A 22,487-nucleotide genomic window follows, 5' to 3' on the forward strand; every position below is an offset into this window, starting at 1 on the left:
ACTTTGCATAACAATGCCTTTAGATCGCTTTGTTAAAATCAGACAAAAGCTGCTTTTTCCGCCTAATTTACTGACCTCAAAACCGATTAAAGTCCATTCCCAATTACACTATTATATTGGTTATTTTTAAATCAACAAGTTGAAAGCAACTTTATTTGTAAATATTCGTTAAAAAGCAAAACTTTAGTGCTATTTTATTGATATAAATCATATCACTGGCAGCTACCTTGCTCAATCGGCGAACACTTAGATTTTAAAAAATGAGCATTTACAGCTGCAATATATTGTTCAACATCGCCCTTAAGTACCACAAAAAGTCTGGTAATGACTATCCCCATCATGAGGGGGCTGGTACCAAGCTGCTAATCGCTCTTCATAGCTATACGGGTTTTCTAAGACTTTCAACAACTCACCTATCGATGAACTCGTGCCCGTTTGCTCATATTCAGTCAAGATCATTTCAATATTATGATTACGTGGAATGACTGCAGGATTAACAGCGCGCATCACCCCGTAACTTTCACCCGAAGTTCTTAACTGCCATTTACAAAGCCATTCTTTTAAACTACCCGGGAGCGAAAAATCTGTGCGTAATGACTCTGTCAGCGCATTAAATGTGTTCGTGTAATCAAGTTTATGTTGTTTCATCAAAGTGAGTAACTCTGAAACTAATGCTTGATCGCCTGCTTGCTCGCCATCTAAACCTAACTTTAGTCGCCACATGGTATCAAATGCCGTGTTAAACTTAGCAGCGAAGCCATTTATAACCGCTGATAATTCGCTGAGCGCACGTTCCTCATCTTTAAAAAGCGGTAATAAGCTTTCTGCAAGACGCGCGCAATTCCAATTTGCAATAGTTGGTTGATTACCAAAAGCATAACGTCCTTGGTGGTCAATAGAGCTAAAAACTGTTTCTAAATCAAACTGATTCATCATTGCACACGGGCCATAATCAATGGTTTCACCACTAATTAATGTGTTATCTGTGTTCATTACACCATGAATAAACCCAATTCGCATCCAGCTCACAACAAGCTCAATCTGCTTATCGATTACCGCCGCTAAAAAGTCTGTAATACGCTGCTCACCTTCACTTTTGATATCAGGAAAATGACAACTAATTGCGTATTCAACTAACTTCTCAAGTCCTTCAATATCACCTTGAGTTGCTAAATATTGAAATGAACCAACACGGATATGGCTATTCGCCACACGCGTTACAACGGCACCGGGTCGTGGGGGTTGTCGGTAAACAGTTTCTCCAGTCGTTACAACAGCAAGGCAACGGGTAGTTGCAATACCTAAGGCCGCCAAGGCTTCACTCATGATATATTCACGTATGGCAGGACCTAGTGCACAACGACCATCTCCCCCACGCGAAAAAACCGTTGCACCTGCACCTTTTAATTGCAAATCCCATAATGCGCCATGTTTATCTTCAATGGCACCAAGCAAGTGCGCACGACCATCCCCCAAACGCGGCGAAAAATGACCGAATTGATGACCCGAATAGCCAAGCGCCACAGGCTTTACAGCGTTATCTACCTCTGAGCCACTTAAACGTTTTGCTAAAAACTCAGGGTCAGTGCTAATGTCAAACTCGCGAGCTAAATTAGCATTAAATAACAATAAGTTCGGGTCAGAAACCGCTGTTGGGGTGTCTTCAATTGCTAACAGATCACTAATGTCTGTATATCGGGTGTGCAGTTTCATATTATTCCTTAGGGTGTTGCAATGCCTACTCGGTTATCACCCACTCCATAAGCAACTAATTGACTCAGTGCTTGCAGGCTATAACCACTTTGCTGCTGTAGTTCATTGAAAAAGTTCTGCGCCGCTTGCTGTGATTTTTTGGTCTGCAATCCCCCATCAATGAGCTGATGAGCACGTAGATAACTTTCCACATCTCGCGAGAGCAAAAAGGTATCTTTTCCCATCGCGCGCAACGCATAAGGGCCGGTGTTCCCGCCCAAGCGTGCGCCATGCTTCTTCAAGTAAGCCCATAAACCAATAATGTTGTCGCTGGGCCACTGTGCAATAAATTGGCTAAAGCTTGCATTTTTTTCAGCGACTTCATGGATCATGTAAGCATTTTCAGGGATTGTTTGCACTTTTTTGAAATTGCGAATAATTCGCTCATCCATCGCTTTTTGTTCGAGCATATCAGGTGGCATCATCAATAGTTTTTCGACGCTAAAGTCCCAAAATACTTCACGAAACCCCGCCCATTTATTATTGATTACAGACCAATAGAATCCACTTTGAAATACCTTACGAGTGAACTCCTCCAACCATAAATCATCCGCTATGTTAGCAATATCAGCATCATCGAGCGGGTTTGATAACAGTGCATGCAGCATTTCTTCACTGCCTTTTCTTTTAACGGCTCGTTGATAAATGTCGGTAAACTTTTCCATCATTCTTCCAATTCGTCTGCTTCGTTCTAAGTGTACGTAAAAACGAAGTTATACGTAACCCGATTGCTTAATTGGTCAATAAAAACAAATCCACCGCCTTGACACCTAGAAGGCTAAAATGCTTTAATCAGCGCCAATACCCTATTTCATTATGTTGGCTTTAACGTTAAAGCGAGCATAAAGGGCTGGAAGAGGTGCGTTATTCAGGTAGCGTATGGGAAGAGCACAGACTCTGTTGATCATACGTGAGGGGAAATTAACGCCGAGAAGTAACACCGTTTGTGAGGTGCTTATTTCGGGCGACTGGGCTGAATCCCAGCGACTGTCACCAACAATAGCAATGCTATTGATAAGTTTGGTGGAGAGCTTCTGGTCTTAGTATAATAAGGCCGTCGCGTCTTTATTATTTTAAGCCCATTCGCTCTTCGAATTATACCTTGTTCGAATGACGACATGCGGCTCCATTCAATTGTTTCCGCACTGACTCTTCGAATACCTTATAAGTTCGTGAGAGATGATCAACAATTTTGATTTAAACGACTATCCATTATGGACAGCGCTAATCACGCCATTTTCTGAATCTGGCGAGGTAGACTACATCGCCCTTGAACAGCTTGTGGCTGAACAACAAGCTGCCAACAATGGTATTTTATTGCTGGGCAGTACCGGTGAAGGGCTTGCTCTTTCACTCAAAGAACAACAAGCCATTGTTGAGCACGTATGCCAGCTAACCCCTAGCGTACCGCTTATGGTTGCCGTTGGTGGTATGAACCTTAAGCAGCAAGTTGCGTGGGTCGAGTACTGCAATCAACTGCCTATTCATGGCTACTTGTTAGGTTCGCCACTGTATGCAAAGCCTGGCGTTATTGGCCAAACTCATTGGTTTGAAAGCTTACTAAATGCGAGTAAACACCCATGTATGCTATACAACGTACCTGGACGCAGTGCTGTTGAGATTTCACCTACCGTCATTAAAAACCTCGCCGATCATAAAAACCTGTGGGCACTTAAAGAAGCCAGTGGTGACATCGGCAAATTTGAAGGCTTTAGAACGGCCTCACCTAAGCTCGCCATTTTTAGTGGTGACGATGCACTGATGCCATATTTTGCGCAAGCGGGTGCTAAAGGCTTAGTGTCAGTGGCGGCGAATGCATGGCCAAGTCAAACTCATGAGTTTGTTAAACGAAGTTTAAGCGGTCAACATCCCAATTTATTCACCGATTGGTCTAGCGCAATTCAAAGCTTATTTGCTGTCGCAAACCCAATTCCCGTAAAAGTACTGATGCACCTGCAAGGTAGAATAAACACCCCGCAATTACGTCCACCGCTGACTCATTTAGAGCTTGAGCATACAGACAGCATCACCCACGCAAACAACACAATTTTATCTTGGAACTAAAAACAGGTTTTATCATGAGCTGGTTAGCATTATTAAATAACTTAGAATCGGGCACAGTACGTGCCGCAACACAAGACGAGAATGGCAACTGGCATGCCAATATTGAAGTAAAACAAGGCATTTTAGAGGCCTTTAAAAATGGCACAAACACGGAGTTTCCTGGTGGATTTGTTGATAAGCACAATTTAGCCCCTCAAGGCTTTGCCGCAGATGCAGGTGTACGTATGGTCCCTGGCGGTAGCAGTGTTCGCCGAGGTGCGCACGTTGCTAAAGGCACGATCATTATGCCACCCGCGTATGTAAACATCGGAGCATTTATTGATGAAGGGACTATGGTCGATAGCCACGCTTTAGTAGGGTCATGTGCACAAGTGGGTAAAAATGTTCACCTGAGCGCAGCGGTTCAGTTAGGTGGCGTACTTGAACCAATTGGTGCCAGTCCTGTGGTTATTGAAGATGATGCATTTATCGGCGCAGGTTGTGTGATTGTAGAGGGCGTTGTCGTTAAAAAAGGCGCAGTGCTTGCACCGGGAGTCCGCTTGTCTGCGACCATTCCAGTCTATGATTGCGTGAACGAGCGTCAATTAGAAAAAGGCGAACCAATCCCTGAGTACGCTATTGTGATCCCAGGTTCTCGCCCTGCTTCCAATGCATGGGCTCGCGAGCAAGGCCTCAGCATGTCATGTGCGCTCATCGTAAAATACCGTGACGAACAAAGTGACGCGTCATTGTTATTAGAAGAGGTTTTACGTTAATGAGCTTTTTGAGCACGCCCATCAAGCAAGCAGTTGAACAAGTTTCAGCGCACCTTGATACACCATTTTTTATCTATGACCTTGATAAATTAACGACACATTTAAAACAACTCACAGCCCAAACCGATGTGAAACTGTGGTATGCCGTTAAGGCTAATCCCCTGTCTCGCATTATTCAGTGTTTAGACAGTGCGGGGTTTAATTTTGATGTGGCGAGTAAAGGTGAACTTGAGCAAGTACTTGCTCAAGGCATCAATAGCGAGCGCGTGCTCAACACAGGGCCAGCAAAGAGCCCTGCACAAATTAGTCATTTTATTGCGCGAGGTGTGCGTATTTTCGTCGCCGAGAGCATTAACCAAGTCCGTTGGCTAAACGAGCAAGCCACAAAAGCTAACTGCCAACTGCAAGTATTATTGCGTGTACAACTTCGCTGGCCAGACAGCGAAAAGAACCCGCTTGGTGGCGATAGCCTCACTCCTTTTGGCCTTGGTTGTGAAGAGTGGCACGCGCTTAATGTCAATGACTACCCAGCACTTAAGGTTGATGGTTTGCATATTTTTCAGTGGGGCAACATGCTCAGCACTGACAAACTGGCAGCGCTTTGGCGCGCTATGATCCAGCCATTACAGCAACTAGCACGTGCATTACGCATTGAACTTAACATACTCGATTTAGGGGGCGGCTTAGGCATCCCTTATACTCAAGATGCCAGCCGATTAGACTGGTCAGCACTTATCGAGACCCTTGCCAGCATTAAAGCTCAAGCCGGTGTAGCAGAACTTTGGATGGAGTTAGGTCGTTATGCCGTAGGTGAATGTGGTCATTACGCAACACCTGTGGTTGAGCGAAAAGAAAACTATGGCCAACAGCAAGTGATTTTATCAGGCGGGATTAATCACCTGCTTCGTCCTGCGGTAACAAACCAAGACTTCCCAGTTACAGTATTGCGTGAATCACAGGCTTCACTGACAACAATGACACTCTATGGCCCACTTTGTACCGCGCTTGATTGTTTAGGTGAACATACATTAGCGAATGACGTAGATGAACATGACTGGCTCATATTCAGTCAATGTGGTGCTTATGGTTTCACAGAGAGTATGCCGTACTTTTTATGCCATGAACTTGCTGCCGAATACGTCATTGAGCAAGGCAACATTGAATGTATCCGCAGCGCTGAAGATGCCAGCTATTATTTAAGGTAATCACCATGAGTAAAGATTTAATTAGCCAAGAAAACATTGTCGTCGGCGAAATTGCGAATGGCTTACCATTGACCATCCCAGTCTATCGCTTAAAAGGCGATGGAAGTGGCCCAAGCGTTTACATTCAGGCCAACATGCATGGTGCAGAAGTACAAGGTAATGCCGTTATTTACCAGCTACTTGAACAATTAAAAACGCTTAAACTGCGCGGTGATATCACACTTGTCCCTTATGCAAACCCGATTGGCTGTAACCAAAAGTCGGGGGAATTTACATTAGGTCGTTTTGATCCCATCACAGGGACCAACTGGAACCGTATGTATCGCTTTAACAACGCGTTACCTGCCCAGATTGCAGAGCAGCATGCATCAAGCAATGAAGACACGATCAGAAGTGCTCTTAAAGACGCGTTAGTCGCAGATATCAATGCACAACTAAACGGCCCAGATTACAGCTTAACAACGGGTAAACGTATCGCGCTAAACTTACAAAAGTTGGCACATCAAGCCGACATCGTATTAGACCTTCACACAGGCCCAATCTCAAGCCAGCACCTATATTGTCCAGAGTATGCCAAAAACAGCGCACAATACTTCAATATTGAACATGTATTGCTCATACCTAATGACTTTGGGGGTGCGATGGATGAAGCAAGCTTTTGCCCGTGGTGGTCTTTATCTGAAGAGCTTACTAAATACGGACGCGAACTTTCAGTACAGGTCGAGGCTTTTACTGTTGAGCTTGGCAGCCAAGAAAAAATTGATTTGAGTGCCGCCCTTGAAGATGCACACAGTATTTTAAGCTACTTGACTCATAAAGGTGTATTTGTTGATGCAGCGTATCAGCCTAAAGCGATGACTCGTTACGGTTGTATGCTCGATGACTACATTGCTTACTACGCCCCGATGGGCGGTATGGTCGAGTACTTAGCACCGTTAGGCGGTCATATCAAAGCAGGTGAGCCGATAGCCCATATTTTACGTATGGAGCGCTACTTATGTGAACAACCACTGCAAACACTCAGTTTTGATAAAGACGCGATTGCAATATTGCATTTCGCATCAGCGAGCGTAAACCAAGGTACTGAGCTTTATAAGTTCTTTACCAATGTCTTTGAGCTGTGATTAAACCCAGAGCTCATTCCTTCTCATTGCGTGAGAGTCAACGGCCAACAGGATTCTATCCAAAGGCCGTTATATTAGAGCCCCAAGCCTAGCTTGGGGCTCTCTATTTACAATAGCGTTTAACAAGTCCTCGCCTCTGTCAATTCCACCTTACCTAAACCGTGTTTAAACTCGCCGATTAAGCGGTAGAGATAACATTTGTCCACAATTCAGTACAAGTTCACGGCGAGTTATGTAAAAATCACTATACTGATCACACTTCTACATCTATTTAAAGGAATCGCAATGGGATGGCGTATTTGGCTAGTTGCCGCGAGTTTATTTTCTGTACCTGTTTTAGCCCAAACCGAAGAGCAAAATACGAATGAGCAAGATGATGCGCTCGAATTAGTTAAGCAATGTATATTAAATGAAGCGATTGGCGGAGATGGTCAGCAAACTCTCGAACAGCTGCGCAAGAAATGCTCCGATCTAGACGAAAGCAAAAAGCTGACCGCTCTGGATAAGCGTAAAGCGCGTGAAGAAGTGAGTAAAAAGAACCGCAATGTAATCACCCCCCATAAACGTAATTACATTTTACCACTTTCTTATGTGTCTGATCCGAATGTTCGCCCGTTTGATGGTTTAAAAGAGTTGGCTGATGACGCCGATGGCGAGCCACTTGATAACCTAGAAGTTAAATATCAATTATCAATAAAAGTGCCTATTTTTGAGGGCTTTTCTGATAAAGACCAAGGCGTATTTTTTGCTTTTACCATGCAATCATTTTGGCAGTTTTATAACAAAGATATTTCATCACCCTTTCGCGAGACCAACTACGAGCCTGAAATATTCTGGATAAACTACCTTGATCCTGAGCATGTACTTTGGGGTGATGAAATGGCGATAGCCATTGGTGCATCGCATCAGTCTAATGGCCGCAGCCAGCCAAACTCACGTTCATGGAATCGCATATACGCTGACTTTTTATGGGAAAAAAACGGCTTTGTATTTAGCTTTAAACCTTGGTACCGCATTCCTGAAGACAAAAAAGATAACGAGTTAAAAGCTCGCGGCGATGATAACCCCGATATCTACAAATACATGGGCTACTTTGAATTCTCTGGGGCGTATCGCTACAACGAACATGAATTTAGCTTTATGTCGCGTAATAACTTAAATTCTGATAATCGCGGTGCAATCCAACTTGATTGGTCTTTCCCGCTGTGGGGACGGTTACGTGGTTACGCACAATATTTCAACGGTTATGGTGAGAGCCTAATTGACTACAATGCCGATATAGAGCGTTTTGGTGTGGGTATTCTTTTAACAGACTTACTGTAAGCAACGCATTATGAGCCTTTAACAGCGAGCAACTTAGCGCCCGCTGTTAAAGGCTAAAACTATGCTATTTTTTTACGATAAAGTGCCCTTCAAACTCAGCAACTAACACATCGCCATCGTACACATTCACTGGGACATGGTAACTTGCTTTACCATTTGATTCTAAATCAGCTAACTTCCCTTTGCAGCCTTGCAACTCAACACGGCCTCGGGGATCGTTATTGAGAGGTTTTAGGTATTTAATGTTCGCATCAGCTAACACAATATTTCCCTCAAGACCGGCTTCTTTTAATGCAAGATAGGTTGCTCCCCACCCTGTTAATGTCGCTAAACTGTATATGGAACCGGCAAACATCGTGTTATGTAAGTTTAAATTGGCATCTAAATCAGCACGGGTCGTAAACTGCCAGTCAGTATAACTTTCAACTTTAATACCCATTGCATCACTGATTGGAATTGATTCACGCCACGTATTTTGTAGCACTTGTGTCCAATTAGGGTGACGGAACCAGCCTGGCTCAGACGGCTTTTGTTTCACCATTTTCCAATGCTGTACATCATTGTAAGCCAAATGTGCTTTTTCTTTAACTTCATAACCGTGGCGTTTATAGAAGTCGAGCGCCCGTTCACGCGCAAACAAGACTAATTCATCGGCATCTTGTGTCCATGCTATTTTTTCGAGTTCATGCAACAAACGACTACCAATATGCTGATTACGATTACCCTCAGCCACAGCCATATAACGCACTTGTGCTTGTTGATGATTATTGAAGTGCAGACGCGCTACCCCCAATACCTCGCCATCATTATTTTTGATAAAGCGGTGCTCTGCGTCTTGCTCTAAGTCATCTTGCTCAGATCCACGCGGCTCGCCCCAAGGTGCTCTTAAAACTTGCCAACGCAATGAATAATACGCTTGCCAATCTTCGCTACTTTGTGGGGTGGTCACTTTAAACATAAATACTCCTGTGATAGTTAAGCCACTGTCTGTTGTTATTTTAACGTGGCCTGACGAATGCAAATTACGATACGCGATCTTCACTCAAGTTGGAATAATACTTTGGTGACCCAACCTAAATTATTATTTAAGGCTGTAAAAACTACTGCACAATTGGCACTTTAAGTGTGCTGGTCTATGCTGAAATAATTGTATTATTTTTGTAATTCAACCGCTAAAGGCCCGAAATATGGAACATTTTTTAGAACCCAGTGGCGCAGTGAAACACAGTTTTATTGAGGAATGCCACCGACTCGGGCAGCTTATCTACTGGCATAAACAAGGTAATGACTGTATTCAAGTAAGGCAACTAAATCAGCTACGTTGGTTATTAATTAATGAAACCTTGCAATCTGTTATTGAAAAACGCCGGCCAGCTCGATTATTTTTCCCACATTTACAATACCTTGCAAAACGTTGGCAAGAACTCGAAGCACCTAAAAAAGTGCTGGAACTTGGCTTAGGGGGTGGTGCAATTCGTAATTATCTACAACACACTTACCCTCAAAGCCAACTCACTTCGGTAGACAAAAACCCTGATATTATTCATTGCTATAAACGCTATTTTGGCGGAAACCATGCCAATAACCTGCGCTGTTTTGATGCCCAACAGGTGTTAGAACAAGGCAATGAATACAATTGGATTATCTTAGATTTATTTAGTGAGGTAGAAGCGCCACTGTTTTTATACAAACACGCATTTTACGCAAAACTTCGGGCTGCAATGGCTAAAAATGGCCACTTGTTTATTAATTTTTTATCGAATCATCCATCACAATTAAAACAACTTGAGCATTTACTGATCACCGAATTTGGTAAACGCCCAAGTATTGAAAAAATACCCAACTACGTTAATCATATCGTTATGATCAGAAAGTAATCACACAGATAAGTTAAAAGTAACGGGCCCATCATTACATAAGCTTACCTGCATATCAGCAGCAAACTGCCCTGTGGCAACTCGTAAATCGACCGCTTTGGCTTTTTCTACAAAATATTCGTACAACGCATTGGCTTGCGCTGGGGTAGCTGCACTTGAAAAGCTTGGCCGCATCCCCTTTTTGGTATCAGCAGCCAACGTAAACTGCGACACAACTAATAGCTCACCTTGGATGTCTTGCAAGCTTAAATTCATTTTTCCTTGCTGATCAGTAAAAATACGGTAATTACTCACCTTGTGCAAAAGCTTTTCTGCCGATTGCTCCGTGTCATGTTTTTCAACCCCTAATAACAACAGAATACCTTTTGATATTTCACCAACAACTTCCCCATCTACCTCAACTTTAGCCTGGGTTACTCTTTGAATTAAGCCTTGCATTGATCCCTCGATAACTTGATATACATTAAATCTGCGGCACGTCGCATGGCCGCCAAATATACCTGATTATCATTGCTGTGCCCAACCCCATCTAAAATAAGTAATTGCGCATTAAGCTGCTCTGCTAACTGTTGTACCGCACTGTACCTGCACACTAAATCAGCACGGCCATGAATAAACCAAATAGGTAAATGAGCAAGTTCTTTGCAGTTTTCTGCTATAAATTTTTCTTCGATAAAGCAATGATGTCGAAAATAATGCACCATGAGCGTAGCTTGGTTTAGGCCAACATGAGGTTCATGTAAACTCCAGTTTATTAATGGTTCACCATGACAAAGTACCTGCTCCCATTGACACCAACGCTTAGCATACTTACTGGCCTTGATTTGATCATCACAGGTTAACTGCGCATGGTAAAAATCAAGTAATTCATGCCAGTTAGAATACTGATGAGCAAACGCTTTAAAACATTCGGGATAAAAGTGAGCACCAGCTCCACGCGTCGTGTAAAGCCACTCAAAGTCACTGTCACAGGCTAAAAAGCTGGCACGCAAGATGAGTCCTGCCACGTGTTCACGGTGATGAATCGCGTACACTAAGGCAAGCGTCGCCCCCCACGATTCGCCACACACAAGCCATTTGTTAATACCTAATTGGGAACGCAAAAACTCCAGATCGGCGACTAAGTCCAAGGTGGTATTTGCCTTAGTTGCGTGCGGCGTTGAGTGACCACAGCCGCGTTGGCTAAACATGATCACCCGATAACGAGCGGGATCGAAAAATCGGCAATTTTCAGGCCGAAGACCCGCCCCCGGCCCCCCATGACATAACACAACCACCATGCCTTGAGGATCACCGTATTCTTGAACATGTATTTGATGCCCATCACCCACGCTTAAGTGATAGTCACGACTTGCATTGTACTGTGGATATAACTGCACCTCGCTCTCCTTAGGTGCAGTGTATTTAAATGTCTATATCAGGAGTGTCTTCTATTTTCTCAGGGCTGATACAGACCGTAAATTCTGCACCGAGTAATACGACAATCCACGACAAATAAACCCATACAAATAAAATAGGAATTGTCGCAAGGGCCCCATAAATCACTTCATAAGATGGGAAATGGCTGATATACAGCGCAAAGCCTTTTTTTGTCAGCTCAAATAACATAGCTGCAAACAGCGCCCCTGGAATTGCCGCTCTAAATGGAACTCGTGTGTTAGGAACTAAAGTATAGAGCATAATAAAGCCCACCATGGAAATAATGTAAGGTAAAAGCTTTAACAAAAATCCACTGAAGCCAGGTATCCCCTGATCGGCAAACGACACCAAAGAAACAATATAAGACGTCACACCAATACTTGCTCCTAACAAGACCGGCCCCAAACTTAATACCATCCAATACACTGCAAATGAGATCATCATCGGGCGTTTTTTCTTAATTCGCCAAATGCGATTCAGGGTGGCATCAACATTGCGGATCAATAAAAGCGACACCGCAGCCAAAAAGCCAACCCCCACGGCGGTCATTTTATTCGCATTCCCCGCAAACGCACTGATATGCTCTTTAATGACATCAGAGGAAGTGGGCACAAGATTAGTGAACAAAAAGTTTTCAATGGTAATGAGAGTGCTTTCAAAGCCAGGAAATGCAGAGAATATCGCGACCCCCACAGCCACTAACGGTACAATGGATAATAAGGTGACATAAGCAAGGTAACCCGCATTAACCGTGATCTGATCATCAATACAGCGGGTCAAATACTGCATCCACCAACCCGGTTGCTGCTTTAAGAAAATACTTATTTGCAACTTATAACGACTGAGTTTCTCATCCATAGAACCAACTTTCTGCTAAAATGTTTTGATAATCATAGCAATCCACCACATAATTTGAAACGACAGGCATCTAAAAAGGGAACTCAATGAAAAAACTGACACTTTTAAGCGCACCACTCTTTGCAGTTACTATGGCATTATCAGGCTGTCAGTCAGCTTATTACTCAGCCATGGAATCAGTCGGAGTGCATAAACGCGATATTTTAGTAGACCGTGTTGAAGAAACGAAAGAATCACAGCAAGAGTCGCAAGAAGAGTTTCAATCTGCACTAGACAGGTTAACGACCTTAATTAACTTTGATGGCGGTGAACTCGAAGAAGCTTATACTCAACTTAATAATGATTATGAATCGAGCCTTGCGGCAGCGAACGATGTCACCAGTAATATCAACAAAGTTGAAGATGTAGCCGAAGCACTTTTTGAAGAGTGGGCCGACGAACTAGAACAGTACAAAAGCGCTTCTCTCAAGCGTGAAAGCAGCAAAAAGCTTAATTCAACGAAGCGCCAGTTTGACCAATTGCTTCGTTCAATGCGCAGCGCCGAAAGTAAAATGGAACCCGTCCTGTCGTCATTGCATGACAATGTTTTATATCTAAAACATAACTTGAATGCTCAAGCTGTGACAGCAATAAAAGGTGAATTCACTAATTTAAAACGCGATATCAAAATCTTAATGGACGATATGAACAAGTCGATTGAAGATTCAAATAAATTCATTGAACAAATGAATAAAGCGGGCTAAAAATTTGAGTAAACACAGTGAGCAGTTAGATGCTCTCGGCACCGACATTTTTTAAATAAATTAAATCACTAAGCCTACAATATCGTAGGCTTTTTTATTGTTACGTCTTGTTACCTTTCGATGATTTACCCGATATGTTAATTTGCTACACTGTGCGCAAAGTTTAAAAGTTAGTCACCTTATGCAGAACCACCTTAAAGTTATAATTGCTGCGGCGTTACTCAGTGCCTGCAGTAGTCCAAACACAGTTAATGTTATAGCAGGGCAAGAGTCTGTTATACCTTTGCACAATGAAGGTGAGCGAGCTGGTCGCTATCACAACCTGTATCCCGGTGATAAACACTACCCAACAACCTGTACTGATGATTGCTATCCCGAGACCGAGTTACTTCAATGTAATGACACTCCTTTACACTGTTTATATCAAGGTCAGCAGAATCCAGTGTCGATTAACACCGGTTTTACTGTACGTTGGCTTGGGCATGCCAGCTTTATGATTGAGACACCTAACGGCGAGCACCTGCTATTTGACCCCGTCAAAGAGCAGTTTGATTCACCGGTCGATTTAGCCTTTAAGCTGGCTGGCGGCATGTATCGCAACCCCGGATTTTGGCCCACAAAAAATGAGCTAAATCAGATTGATGCTGTCATGTATTCACACATCCACTACGACCACTTCAATAAAGCCGACATCGAAGAAATTGGCAATCAGCCCCGCTATTTAGTGCCCCTAGGCGTCGCTGATAACTTTCCAACAGGTGGTTTTAATATTAGTGAGATAGCGTGGTATGCCAGCACCCCAATTAATGATTTAACAATACATGCTGTGCCAGCGCACCATTTTAGCAGTCGTGTGTTAGTGCCATTTATCTACGAAGATAACAACAAAGATTTATGGAATGGTTGGTTACTTGAGCAAAATGGGAACACACTATTTTTTGCAGGGGATACCGGCTACTCACAGCATTTTAGCGATATTAAGCAAAAGTATGGTGAAATAGATGTGTGCTTAATGCCAATCGCATCTTACTATCACGAAGAAAATGGTAAATGGTATCGCTATGTGCATACCACACCCGAAGATGCCTTGAATGCAGCACGTGAATTAAGTTGTAAAGTAATGATCCCATGGGGTTATGGTAATGCAAGTTGGCAAATGGGCGACCATTCAAGTCACTCAGCATTACTGCGTTTACTACACATGTCTCATAACATGAATGAACCTGTCCCCCTGTATATTTTAAATGAAGGTGAGCAGGTTCGTTTATAACATTCCAAAATGGGGGTGAGTTATTACCTCACCCTCATTTTATTTATTACAGTGAGTGTGTCTCTTGCGCTTCAAGCGCTTTGGGTGCAGGTTTGCTTTGCTTTGCAAAGACCCCTTTAACGACTTGCCAACTAACGGCAAATGCGCCAACAATAAACACCACATCACCAACCGTTCTTACCCATCTTAGTATCACCAAGGTGTCACTTTGTAGTAGCGCTTCAGAGCGTGCATACCACAACCCTTTAGAAGCACTTGCAAAGAACTGAATGATTCCAATAGGTAATAAACTGGTAAATAGCATTAACGCTAAACCGATATTCATCCACCAAAAAGCAGTTTTCATTAAAGTGTCATCAAATTGAAGATGAGGACGAATATAACGCAGTACTAACAAGGTAAAGCCAAGAGCTAAAAAGCCATACACACCAAATAATGCGGCATGAGCATGGGTAGCCGTCGTATTAAGACCTTGTACATAATAAAGTGAAATAGGCGGATTAATTGAGAACCCTAATACGCCGGCCCCTAACATATTCCAAAATGCGACAGCGACAAAAAACATTAATGGCCACTTTATTTTTAGCATCCATGGAGTACGGTTTTTTAATTTATAATGCTCCCACGCTTCATGACCAAGCACAATTAACGGCACCACTTCCAGCGCACTAAAGGTTGCTCCCACTGCCATTACAGGGGTCGTTGTACCAGAGAAATATAAGTGATGGAATGTGCCTGGCACACCGCCTAATAAAAACAGCGATGCAGACGCCAATGACGCAATTGTTGCCGAACGTTTAGAGACTAAACCCATATTATAGAAAATAAAAGCCAGCGCAGCGGTTGCAAAAACCTCAAAGAAACCTTCTACCCATAGGTGCACAATCCACCAACGCCAGTATTCCATTACCGAAATATGCGTTCGTTCGCCATAGAAAAACCCAGCAGCGTAAAACAGCCCGATTGCCACCACTGAAGCCGTAAATAATGCCAGTAGGTTTTTATCTCCTTCTTGTTTAAATACCGGAACAATTGCACGTAACATTAGCAGCAGCCAAAATGCGACGCCTGTAAATTTACCAATCTGCCAAAGTCGGCCTAAATCAACAAACTCGTACCCTTGATGTCCCAACCAAAAGCTTAACTCGGGAGGCATAATTTGCGCGATGGCTAAAAAGTTGCCGATAAATGACCCAACCACGACGATAATTAGCGCCCAGAAAAGAATATCAACACCTATTTTTTGAAACTTAGGATCTTTACCGCCGTTAATAATCGGCGCTAAAAATAAACCTGCAGCTAAAAATCCTGTCGCAATCCAAAATAATGCCGATTGAATATGCCATGTTCTTACTAGGCTATAGGGGAACCATTCTGAGGTATTGATGCCATAAAATCCCTGCCCTTCAACAGTATAGTGCGCAGTAAATCCACCCAATAAGACCTGGAACGTAAAGAGAGCAACAATTAAAAATAAATACTTACCTAATGCTTTTTGAGAAGGCGTTAAATTAAAGCTCGCTATTGGATCGTCTTTTGGAGCCTCAGGGGGAGCCTCGTCTTTATGTAAAAATGACCATGCCCAAATCAATCCACCGACACCTGCAATCAGTATCACAACACTAACAATTGACCAGACAATGTTTTCAGCGGTCGGTTTATTATCAATCAGTGGCTCATGCGGCCAGTTATTAGTGTAGGTTGCATCCCCATCAGGGCGCTCTGTCGATGCGGACCATGCCGTCCAAAAAAAGAACTCAGTTAGACGCTGACGACGCTCAGGATCAGGAAGTGTCACCTCTTTCATTGCATAGTTTTTACGTGTTTGCTGTAATGCCTCAGCCCCTCCAAACAAATCGTTGTAATACTGCGCTGTTTGCTTAATTGCCGCTATCCGACGCGTCGATAAAGTAACCGTATCAGATTGTTTATCATACGTATTAGTACGGTACTCTCTCTTTACTTCCCACAGCAATGGTTGCTTTTGCTGCTCAGTTAACTCATCAAAAATCACACCATATTGCGCTTGTGCAGCAATATCTAACCAATTAATAATCTCACGGTGAAGCCAATCAGCAGTCCAGTCAGGCGCTTGATAAGCACCATGCCCCCAAATTGAGCCTAATTGCATTCCTCCTACTGATTGCCATGCAGTTTGACCATCTAAAATCGCCTCTTTACCTGTGTACAGCTCCCCCGATGTGGTGACATATTTTGCAGCTATAGGAGGGGCAACTCGGTATACCTCTTTACCAAAGTAACCCAAAATAGCAAATGTAACAGCAAGAACAGCAAACAAGGTCCACCATAACTTTTTGTATTCTCTCATTTCTATCGTCCCTCAACCCGTGCGAACAAAATAGCGTTCTCAATATGAATATGCATATTCAAATCGCTAATAAATGCCTGCAACCCTAAATACAAAGCCGTCCATGTATTACATGCTCCCGCATGCAAAGTGACATCGTTTGTTAATTGGTAGATTTTCTCTATTTCTGCGATATGGGCTTCATGATCCGCCATCATTACGCTAATTGGTCCACTGACCATGGCAGGGATTGTATCGGCTTGCAGCATTGGAAAGAGGATAAGCTCTTCTTTTTGCATATGATCTTCTAACTCTACATACATATTCTTCAAATGATTCGCTAAACCATTAGGACAATTAGGCTTATCAAAATGCACCTCTTCAACACGCTCACTTAAACGTATCAACTCTTCAAGCTGTACTCGGTGAACACGGTGATAGCGAGTCAGAATATGCTCAACCAATTCCTTATTACTCAGGTTGTGGTAATCAATAGCGGTTTGCCTGCTTAGCAAAACCTCTATGTCTGAAATGATTTCTTCGCGATCAATATTTCGTTTTTCGATAACGTCTGACAACACCAGATGCCCCTGACAACAAAAGTTTATTCGGTGCGCAAAAAAGAGTGCTGTTGCACCGGGAATTTCTGTCGCAATTTTACTGATAGGCCAATTTAAGTAATTCATATAACACCCCTATTTAAACATGCATTTGAAATGAATCTTTAAGAAGTTTACACACGTTTATTAAAGATGTAAAATAGATGCATATTTAAAATTTTAGAGTCTCACTATGAATGTCACTCGTTTTACAGATTATTCACTGCGTGTTTTGATTTTTACTGCCTTACATAATGGTGAGCTTGTGACCATTAAAGAGATCGCTGAAAAATACGAAATCTCAAAAAATCACCTCATGAAAGTAGTGCAAGAGCTAAGTAATAGAGGCTATTTAATTGCGACGAGAGGAAAGAATGGCGGTATCCGTTTAAGCAAAGATCCCGCCGAGATTAACATTGGTGAGTTAGTGCGCTTACAAGAGCAAGGGTCTACGTTGGTGGAATGCTTTGGTAATGACAATCAATGTGTTATCACCCCCGCCTGTCAACTTAAACAAATATTTGCACAAGCAATGGAGGCTTTTTTCCTTCATTTAGATAACTATACACTCGCAGATCTGATCACCCCAAAACACGCAAATCAGCTCTCTCAACTGCTAAAAATAGAAAACTAAACTCACATTTTGGCGCACTCAAAGGTGTAAGTATTCCTGGAGTATCATGGCAGTGACACTCCATTTGGATTATTGATTTACTAATGTATCCCTCAGTGCCATCATGAGTTTATGTGCACTGCCTCCTGACATTGCTAACGGATCGAATTCGCTGGTGCCTGAGTATTTTAAATTAAGCGGTGTGGTTATTTTTGAATACGGAATATAACCCATTGACCAGTTTTCGAACTCCCTTTCGTAAATTTCGCAGTAATTCAGCATAATAATATTTCGATGCCGATTATCATTTAAGATCTTATGATAGGTTGCATTTACCGCCTGTCGAGATCCCTCTAGGCACTGTAAAAAGTGCGAACTATTAAAACACAGCAACCCTGTTACATTCGACGCATGATTATTTTTCTGTGCTTTTTCAATGATATCCTCAATATCACTCGTCCCAAATCCTTCACAAACTTCACTCGTATAAATAAGCCTGACTAAATACATCCTGATCTCCTTCAAGGTAGATTTAAAAAGATAGTACAGATAGAGGCTTTAGCAAAAAAGTGGCAACTTGAGGTTAGAGGTTAGAGGTTAGAGGTTAGAGGTTAGAGGTTAGAGGTTAGAAGTTAGAGGTTAGTAGACAAGTAATTAATTTATCAATAGAAATAAAATACGCCACCCCTTAGTAACAACAAGAACGAACATTTGTGAGTGTTACGGCTGACAGCAAAAAACAAGTCTCCTTAAACAAAAAAGCCGCCGTATTTTGCAATACGACGGCGTGTTATTTTGCGTGAGCTAAAAGCGTAAATTAGCCTTTAGAAGCACGGCTCGCACGTTTACGATCACTTTCAGTTAAGTGACGCTTACGAATACGAATATTTTCAGGTGTTACTTCTACTAACTCGTCATCATCGATAAACTCAAGCGCTTGCTCAAGTGTGTAGTTCAATGGTGGTGTTAATGTTTGCGCTTCATCAGTACCTGATGCACGAACGTTCGTTAGCTGCTTACCTTTAAGTGCGTTTACAGTTAGGTCGTTATCACGGCTATGAATACCGATAACCATACCTTCGTAAACTTCTACACCGTGACCGATGAATAGCTTACCGCGCTCTTGAAGGTTGAATAATGCGTTAGTTAACGCTTTACCTGTTGCGTTAGCGATCATTACACCATTTTTACGTAGACCGATGTTACCGCCTTTATGAGGACCGTAATGATCAAACGTGTGGTACATAAGACCTGAACCTGATGTAAGCGTCATGAAATCAGTTTGGAAACCAATTAAACCACGGCTCGGCATCATAAAGTCCATACGCATACGGCCTTTACCATCTGGCGCCATGTCAGTTAGTTCACCTTTACGCAGACCAATTTGTTCCATGATAGAACCTTGGTGCTCTTCTTGACAGTCAATCGTTACTGTTTCGTACGGTTCTTCTAATACACCATCTACAGTGCGTAAGATTACTTCTGGACGAGAAACAGCAAGCTCGTAGCCTTCACGACGCATGTTTTCGATTAAGATACCTAAGTGAAGTTCACCACGGCCTGATACACGGAAGCTATCTGGGTTGTCAGTTTCTTCAACGCGTAATGCAACGTTGTGAACAAGCTCAGCTTGTAAACGCTCAAGGATATTACGTGATGTTACGAACTTACCTTCTTTACCCGCAAATGGCGACGTGTTTACAGAGAACGTCATTGTTACTGTCGGCTCATCAACTGATAGCGGAGGTAACGCTTCAACGTTAGAAGGCGCACACACTGTATCAGAGATTTTTAATTCGCCGATACCTGTCACAGTTACGATATTACCCGCATAACCACGGTCTGTATCAATTCGCTCAAGACCTAAGTAGCTTTGAACCGCACCAATTTTACCATTACGTTTTGTGCCATCAGCACTGATAATAGTTACTTGTTGGTTAGGCGCTACAGAACCACGCTTGATTCGGCCGATACCGATTACACCTACGTATGAGTTGTAATCAAGTTGAGAAATCTGCATTTGGAAGTCACCTTCAGGATCTGCATCCGGTGGTGATACTTCGTCAACGATCATCTTGAACATAGGTTCCATGTTGTCAGATGGTTCGTCTAAATCTAATGTTGCCCAGCCGTTGATAGCTGATGCGTAGATAACTTTAAAGTCTAACTGTTCGTCAGTTGCACCAAGGTTATCGAATAAATCAAAGATTTGATCCATAACCCAATCAGGGCGTGCACCCGGCTTATCAATTTTATTGATAACAACGATTGGCTTCAAACCTTGCGCGAACGCTTTTTGCGTTACGAAGCGCGTTTGTGGCATTGGACCTTCTTGAGCATCAACAAGTAACAATACTGAGTCAGCCATCGAAAGTACGCGTTCAACTTCACCACCGAAGTCGGCGTGTCCTGGGGTGTCTACGATATTGATGTGGTAATCATTCCAAGAGATGGCTGTGTTTTTAGCCAAAATGGTAATACCACGTTCTTTCTCAATGTCGTTTGAGTCCATCACGCGCTCTTCATTACCGCCGCGTGTTTCTAATGTGCCTGATTGCTCAAGCAGTTTATCAACCAAAGTTGTTTTACCGTGGTCAACGTGGGCGATAATCGCTATATTTCTTAACTTTTCGATGCTCATATTTTTTCTCAGAGAAATTGAATCTCATTGATCCTGCAAGATCTACGCACTCACCTGCATTTTCAACAGATGTCTAAGCATAGGATTTAAAAGGGCGCATATTATCCCTTAATAATGGCATGGATGAAAGTTTATCCAATACAATTTTATAAACTTTCTTCAGGCTTTTTATAAGTATCTGTTTTATAAATGACAATTTTATTAATTTTATCTTTAATCGAACATCAAAACTGGTAAAAAATTACCTTTTTAGCAATATTTTGGCACTAAAGTACATTTCGTTTATGCTATCTAGGGTGGCTAATCGTTGTGCAAATACAACCGGTAAGCATAACGCACCACAATGAACATTTTACGCACCAAAACAGTGCAAAAATAATTAACAAAATGCGCTTTATTTTATTTTTATAAGCTTAAACAAGGCGTTAAAAATTTGGCATGAAACCAGCTTACATAGAACAAAAGCAATAATGCAGCAAAAATAAAACCCAACAATTGGAGGACACATGTCACAATCGGTTTTAGATTTTATCAAAGAAAATGACGTTAAGTTCATTGATTTACGCTTTACTGATACCAAAGGTAAAGAACAGCATGTTTCTATTCCTCATCATCAGGTTGATGAAGACTTCTTTGAAGACGGCAAAATGTTTGACGGTTCTTCAATTGCTGGTTGGAAAGGTATCAACGAATCAGACATGGTATTAATGCCTGTTCCTGAGTCTGCAAAAATGGACCCATTTTCTGAAGAAGCAACTTTAATCGTACGTTGTGACGTTGTTGAGCCTTCAACACTTCAAGGTTACGAGCGTGACCCTCGCTCTGTTGCTAAACGTGCAGAAGAGTACATGCGTTCAACTGGTATCGCAGACACAGTATTATTTGGCCCAGAGCCAGAGTTCTTCCTATTTGATGACGTTAAATACAAATCAGACATGTCTGGTTCTATGTATAAAATCGACGACATCGAAGCGGCTTGGAACTCAGATAAAGATTACGAAGGTGGCAACAAAGGTCATCGTCCAGGTGTTAAAGGTGGTTACTTCCCATGTTCACCAATCGACTCATCTCACGACTGGCGTTCAGCAACGTGTTTAGTTCTTGAAGAGCTAGGCCAAGTTGTTGAAGCACACCACCACGAAGTAGCAACTGCGGGTCAAAACGAAATCGCAACACGCTTCAATACAATGGTATTAAAAGCTGACGAAATCCAAGAGATGAAATATGTTATCCATAACATGGCTCACCTTTATGGTAAAACAGCGACATTCATGCCTAAGCCGCTTGTAGGTGATAACGGTTCTGGTATGCACTGTCACCAATCTTTAGGTAAAGATGGCGTGAACATCTTCGCTGGTGACAAATACGCAGGTCTTTCTGAAGAAGCGCTTTACTACATCGGTGGTATCATCAAGCACGCTAAAGCAATCAACGCATTCGCTAACGCGTCAACTAACTCGTACAAACGTCTTGTACCAGGCTTCGAAGCGCCAGTAATGCTTGCATACTCTGCACGTAACCGCTCTGCTTCAATCCGTATCCCTGTAGTACCATCTGCAAAAGGACGTCGTATCGAAGTACGCTTCCCTGATCCAACAGCAAACCCATACTTAGCATTCTCTGCAATGCTTATGGCTGGCCTTGACGGTATTCAAAACAAGATCCACCCTGGCGATGCAATGGATAAAGACTTATACGATCTACCTGCTGAAGAAGCAGCTGAGATCCCACAAGTTGCCTCTTCACTAAGCGAAGCACTTGCTGCTTTAGATGCTGACCGTGAGTTCTTAAAAGCAGGTGGTGTATTCACTGACGACCTAATTGATGCATACATCTCACTTAAGAACAAAGAAGTTGAAAAACTTAACATGACAACTCACCCAGTTGAGTTCGAAATGTACTACAGCGTTTAATACGTCGTAGACAGTAAATAATT

Annotated in this window: 20 protein-coding genes and 1 riboswitch; of the genes, 10 read left to right on the plus strand and 10 right to left on the minus strand. The window is 42.5% G+C overall.

What is annotated here, in order from left to right:
* Positions 1-300 precede the first annotated feature (300 nt).
* Both LPA49_RS08600 and LPA49_RS08605 read right to left on the minus strand, forming a co-directional pair.
* Complete coding sequence (locus LPA49_RS08600) at positions 301-1,713, minus strand: YdiU family protein (protein WP_075594172.1); 1,413 nt, start codon at positions 1,711-1,713, stop codon at positions 301-303.
* Positions 1,714-1,721: 8 nt separating this feature from the next.
* On the minus strand, positions 1,722-2,417 hold the full coding sequence (locus tag LPA49_RS08605; protein ID WP_074989659.1) for a DNA-3-methyladenine glycosylase I: 696 nt from the start codon (positions 2,415-2,417) through the stop codon (positions 1,722-1,724).
* A gap of 181 nt (positions 2,418-2,598) precedes the next feature.
* Positions 2,599-2,794: riboswitch (Lysine riboswitch) on the plus strand.
* Positions 2,795-2,931: 137 nt separating this feature from the next.
* Between LPA49_RS08605 and dapA the strand changes: the two genes are divergently transcribed.
* The 5 genes from dapA (at position 2,932) to LPA49_RS08630 (ending at position 8,223) form a co-directional block, all read left to right on the plus strand.
* Positions 2,932-3,816, plus strand: coding sequence for a 4-hydroxy-tetrahydrodipicolinate synthase (gene dapA / locus LPA49_RS08610; RefSeq protein ID WP_074989658.1), 885 nt, complete (start codon positions 2,932-2,934; stop codon positions 3,814-3,816).
* Positions 3,817-3,830: 14 nt separating this feature from the next.
* Positions 3,831-4,571: a 2,3,4,5-tetrahydropyridine-2,6-dicarboxylate N-succinyltransferase gene (locus tag LPA49_RS08615; RefSeq protein ID WP_036974123.1), complete on the plus strand. Its 741-nt coding sequence runs from the start codon at positions 3,831-3,833 to the stop codon at positions 4,569-4,571.
* A complete protein-coding gene (locus LPA49_RS08620) occupies positions 4,571-5,776 on the plus strand; it encodes a PLP-dependent decarboxylase (protein ID WP_075594173.1) in 1,206 nt (401 codons plus the stop codon). The genes LPA49_RS08615 and LPA49_RS08620 overlap by 1 nt, the downstream gene beginning before the upstream one ends.
* Positions 5,777-5,781: 5 nt before the next feature.
* Positions 5,782-6,900 (plus strand): succinylglutamate desuccinylase/aspartoacylase family protein, encoded by a 1,119-nt coding sequence (locus LPA49_RS08625; RefSeq protein WP_074989656.1) that lies wholly within the window; start codon positions 5,782-5,784, stop codon positions 6,898-6,900.
* A gap of 285 nt (positions 6,901-7,185) precedes the next feature.
* Positions 7,186-8,223: a phospholipase A gene (locus tag LPA49_RS08630; protein WP_074989655.1), complete on the plus strand. Its 1,038-nt coding sequence runs from the start codon at positions 7,186-7,188 to the stop codon at positions 8,221-8,223.
* A 64-nt stretch (positions 8,224-8,287) separates the two neighbouring features.
* On the opposite strand, the gene LPA49_RS08635 is transcribed toward LPA49_RS08630, so the two are convergent.
* Positions 8,288-9,181 carry a bifunctional GNAT family N-acetyltransferase/hotdog fold thioesterase gene (locus LPA49_RS08635; protein ID WP_036974132.1) on the minus strand — a complete coding sequence of 298 codons (894 nt, stop codon included), beginning with the start codon at positions 9,179-9,181 and terminating at the stop codon, positions 8,288-8,290.
* Between the two features lie 229 nt (positions 9,182-9,410).
* On the opposite strand from LPA49_RS08635, the gene LPA49_RS08640 reads away from it, so the two are divergent.
* Positions 9,411-10,100 (plus strand): spermidine synthase, encoded by a 690-nt coding sequence (locus LPA49_RS08640; protein ID WP_036974135.1) that lies wholly within the window; start codon positions 9,411-9,413, stop codon positions 10,098-10,100.
* Here LPA49_RS08640 and dtd read toward each other — a convergent pair whose 3' ends face one another.
* The 3 genes from dtd to LPA49_RS08655 are packed head-to-tail and all read right to left on the minus strand — an operon-like array spanning position 10,101 to position 12,377.
* Positions 10,101-10,538: a D-aminoacyl-tRNA deacylase gene (gene dtd / locus LPA49_RS08645; RefSeq protein ID WP_036974137.1), complete on the minus strand. Its 438-nt coding sequence runs from the start codon at positions 10,536-10,538 to the stop codon at positions 10,101-10,103.
* Positions 10,526-11,479, minus strand: a complete 954-nt coding sequence (locus LPA49_RS08650; RefSeq protein ID WP_196857547.1) for an alpha/beta fold hydrolase — start codon at positions 11,477-11,479, stop codon at positions 10,526-10,528. Before LPA49_RS08650 ends, dtd begins: the two co-directional genes overlap by 13 nt.
* A 25-nt stretch (positions 11,480-11,504) precedes the next feature.
* Complete coding sequence (locus LPA49_RS08655; RefSeq protein ID WP_036974141.1) at positions 11,505-12,377, minus strand: virulence factor BrkB family protein; 873 nt, start codon at positions 12,375-12,377, stop codon at positions 11,505-11,507.
* Positions 12,378-12,463: 86 nt separating this feature from the next.
* Between LPA49_RS08655 and LPA49_RS08660 the strand changes: the two genes are divergently transcribed.
* Positions 12,464-13,120: a DUF2959 domain-containing protein gene (locus LPA49_RS08660; RefSeq protein ID WP_036974143.1), complete on the plus strand. Its 657-nt coding sequence runs from the start codon at positions 12,464-12,466 to the stop codon at positions 13,118-13,120.
* 181 nt (positions 13,121-13,301) lie between these two features.
* Positions 13,302-14,390 (plus strand): MBL fold metallo-hydrolase, encoded by a 1,089-nt coding sequence (locus LPA49_RS08665; RefSeq protein ID WP_230236384.1) that lies wholly within the window; start codon positions 13,302-13,304, stop codon positions 14,388-14,390.
* Between the two features lie 46 nt (positions 14,391-14,436).
* On the opposite strand, the gene LPA49_RS08670 is transcribed toward LPA49_RS08665, so the two are convergent.
* A complete protein-coding gene (locus tag LPA49_RS08670) occupies positions 14,437-16,719 on the minus strand; it encodes a nitric-oxide reductase large subunit (protein WP_230236385.1) in 2,283 nt (760 codons plus the stop codon).
* 2 nt (positions 16,720-16,721) lie between these two features.
* A complete protein-coding gene (locus LPA49_RS08675; protein WP_036974150.1) occupies positions 16,722-17,384 on the minus strand; it encodes a DUF542 domain-containing protein in 663 nt (220 codons plus the stop codon).
* Positions 17,385-17,490: 106 nt separating this feature from the next.
* Between LPA49_RS08675 and LPA49_RS08680 the strand changes: the two genes are divergently transcribed.
* A complete protein-coding gene (locus tag LPA49_RS08680; protein WP_180311300.1) occupies positions 17,491-17,931 on the plus strand; it encodes an Rrf2 family transcriptional regulator in 441 nt (146 codons plus the stop codon).
* Positions 17,932-18,000: 69 nt separating this feature from the next.
* On the opposite strand, the gene LPA49_RS08685 is transcribed toward LPA49_RS08680, so the two are convergent.
* Positions 18,001-18,420, minus strand: a complete 420-nt coding sequence (locus LPA49_RS08685) for a BLUF domain-containing protein (protein WP_230236387.1) — start codon at positions 18,418-18,420, stop codon at positions 18,001-18,003.
* Positions 18,421-18,727: 307 nt separating this feature from the next.
* Complete coding sequence (gene typA, locus LPA49_RS08690) at positions 18,728-20,551, minus strand: translational GTPase TypA (RefSeq protein ID WP_036974157.1); 1,824 nt, start codon at positions 20,549-20,551, stop codon at positions 18,728-18,730.
* 506 nt (positions 20,552-21,057) lie between these two features.
* On the opposite strand from typA, the gene glnA reads away from it, so the two are divergent.
* Positions 21,058-22,464 carry a glutamate--ammonia ligase gene (gene glnA, locus LPA49_RS08695; RefSeq protein WP_036974159.1) on the plus strand — a complete coding sequence of 469 codons (1,407 nt, stop codon included), beginning with the start codon at positions 21,058-21,060 and terminating at the stop codon, positions 22,462-22,464.
* The last annotated feature ends 23 nt before the right edge of the window (positions 22,465-22,487 follow it).

Origin of the sequence: Pseudoalteromonas sp. MB41 (assembly GCF_020966275.1) — a bacterium.
GTDB lineage: Bacteria > Pseudomonadota > Gammaproteobacteria > Enterobacterales > Alteromonadaceae > Pseudoalteromonas > Pseudoalteromonas lipolytica.

Bases quoted from the DNA above. Each gene is read 5' to 3' on its own strand.
- dapA (WP_074989658.1), top strand. From the start codon at position 2,932: ATGATCAACAATTTTGATTTAAACGACTATCCATTATGGACAGCGCTA.
- typA (WP_036974157.1), bottom strand. From the start codon at position 20,551: ATGAGCATCGAAAAGTTAAGAAATATAGCGATTATCGCCCACGTTGAC.
- LPA49_RS08605 (WP_074989659.1), bottom strand. From the start codon at position 2,417: ATGGAAAAGTTTACCGACATTTATCAACGAGCCGTTAAAAGAAAAGGC.
- glnA (WP_036974159.1), top strand. From the start codon at position 21,058: ATGTCACAATCGGTTTTAGATTTTATCAAAGAAAATGACGTTAAGTTC.
- LPA49_RS08615 (WP_036974123.1), top strand. From the start codon at position 3,831: ATGAGCTGGTTAGCATTATTAAATAACTTAGAATCGGGCACAGTACGT.
- LPA49_RS08640 (WP_036974135.1), top strand. From the start codon at position 9,411: ATGGAACATTTTTTAGAACCCAGTGGCGCAGTGAAACACAGTTTTATT.
- LPA49_RS08680 (WP_180311300.1), top strand. From the start codon at position 17,491: ATGAATGTCACTCGTTTTACAGATTATTCACTGCGTGTTTTGATTTTT.
- LPA49_RS08670 (WP_230236385.1), bottom strand. From the start codon at position 16,719: ATGAGAGAATACAAAAAGTTATGGTGGACCTTGTTTGCTGTTCTTGCT.
- LPA49_RS08655 (WP_036974141.1), bottom strand. From the start codon at position 12,377: ATGGATGAGAAACTCAGTCGTTATAAGTTGCAAATAAGTATTTTCTTA.
- LPA49_RS08635 (WP_036974132.1), bottom strand. From the start codon at position 9,181: ATGTTTAAAGTGACCACCCCACAAAGTAGCGAAGATTGGCAAGCGTAT.
- LPA49_RS08620 (WP_075594173.1), top strand. From the start codon at position 4,571: ATGAGCTTTTTGAGCACGCCCATCAAGCAAGCAGTTGAACAAGTTTCA.
- LPA49_RS08625 (WP_074989656.1), top strand. From the start codon at position 5,782: ATGAGTAAAGATTTAATTAGCCAAGAAAACATTGTCGTCGGCGAAATT.
- dtd (WP_036974137.1), bottom strand. From the start codon at position 10,538: ATGCAAGGCTTAATTCAAAGAGTAACCCAGGCTAAAGTTGAGGTAGAT.
- LPA49_RS08660 (WP_036974143.1), top strand. From the start codon at position 12,464: ATGAAAAAACTGACACTTTTAAGCGCACCACTCTTTGCAGTTACTATG.
- LPA49_RS08600 (WP_075594172.1), bottom strand. From the start codon at position 1,713: ATGAAACTGCACACCCGATATACAGACATTAGTGATCTGTTAGCAATT.
- LPA49_RS08675 (WP_036974150.1), bottom strand. From the start codon at position 17,384: ATGAATTACTTAAATTGGCCTATCAGTAAAATTGCGACAGAAATTCCC.
- LPA49_RS08665 (WP_230236384.1), top strand. From the start codon at position 13,302: ATGCAGAACCACCTTAAAGTTATAATTGCTGCGGCGTTACTCAGTGCC.
- LPA49_RS08685 (WP_230236387.1), bottom strand. From the start codon at position 18,420: ATGTATTTAGTCAGGCTTATTTATACGAGTGAAGTTTGTGAAGGATTT.
- LPA49_RS08630 (WP_074989655.1), top strand. From the start codon at position 7,186: ATGGGATGGCGTATTTGGCTAGTTGCCGCGAGTTTATTTTCTGTACCT.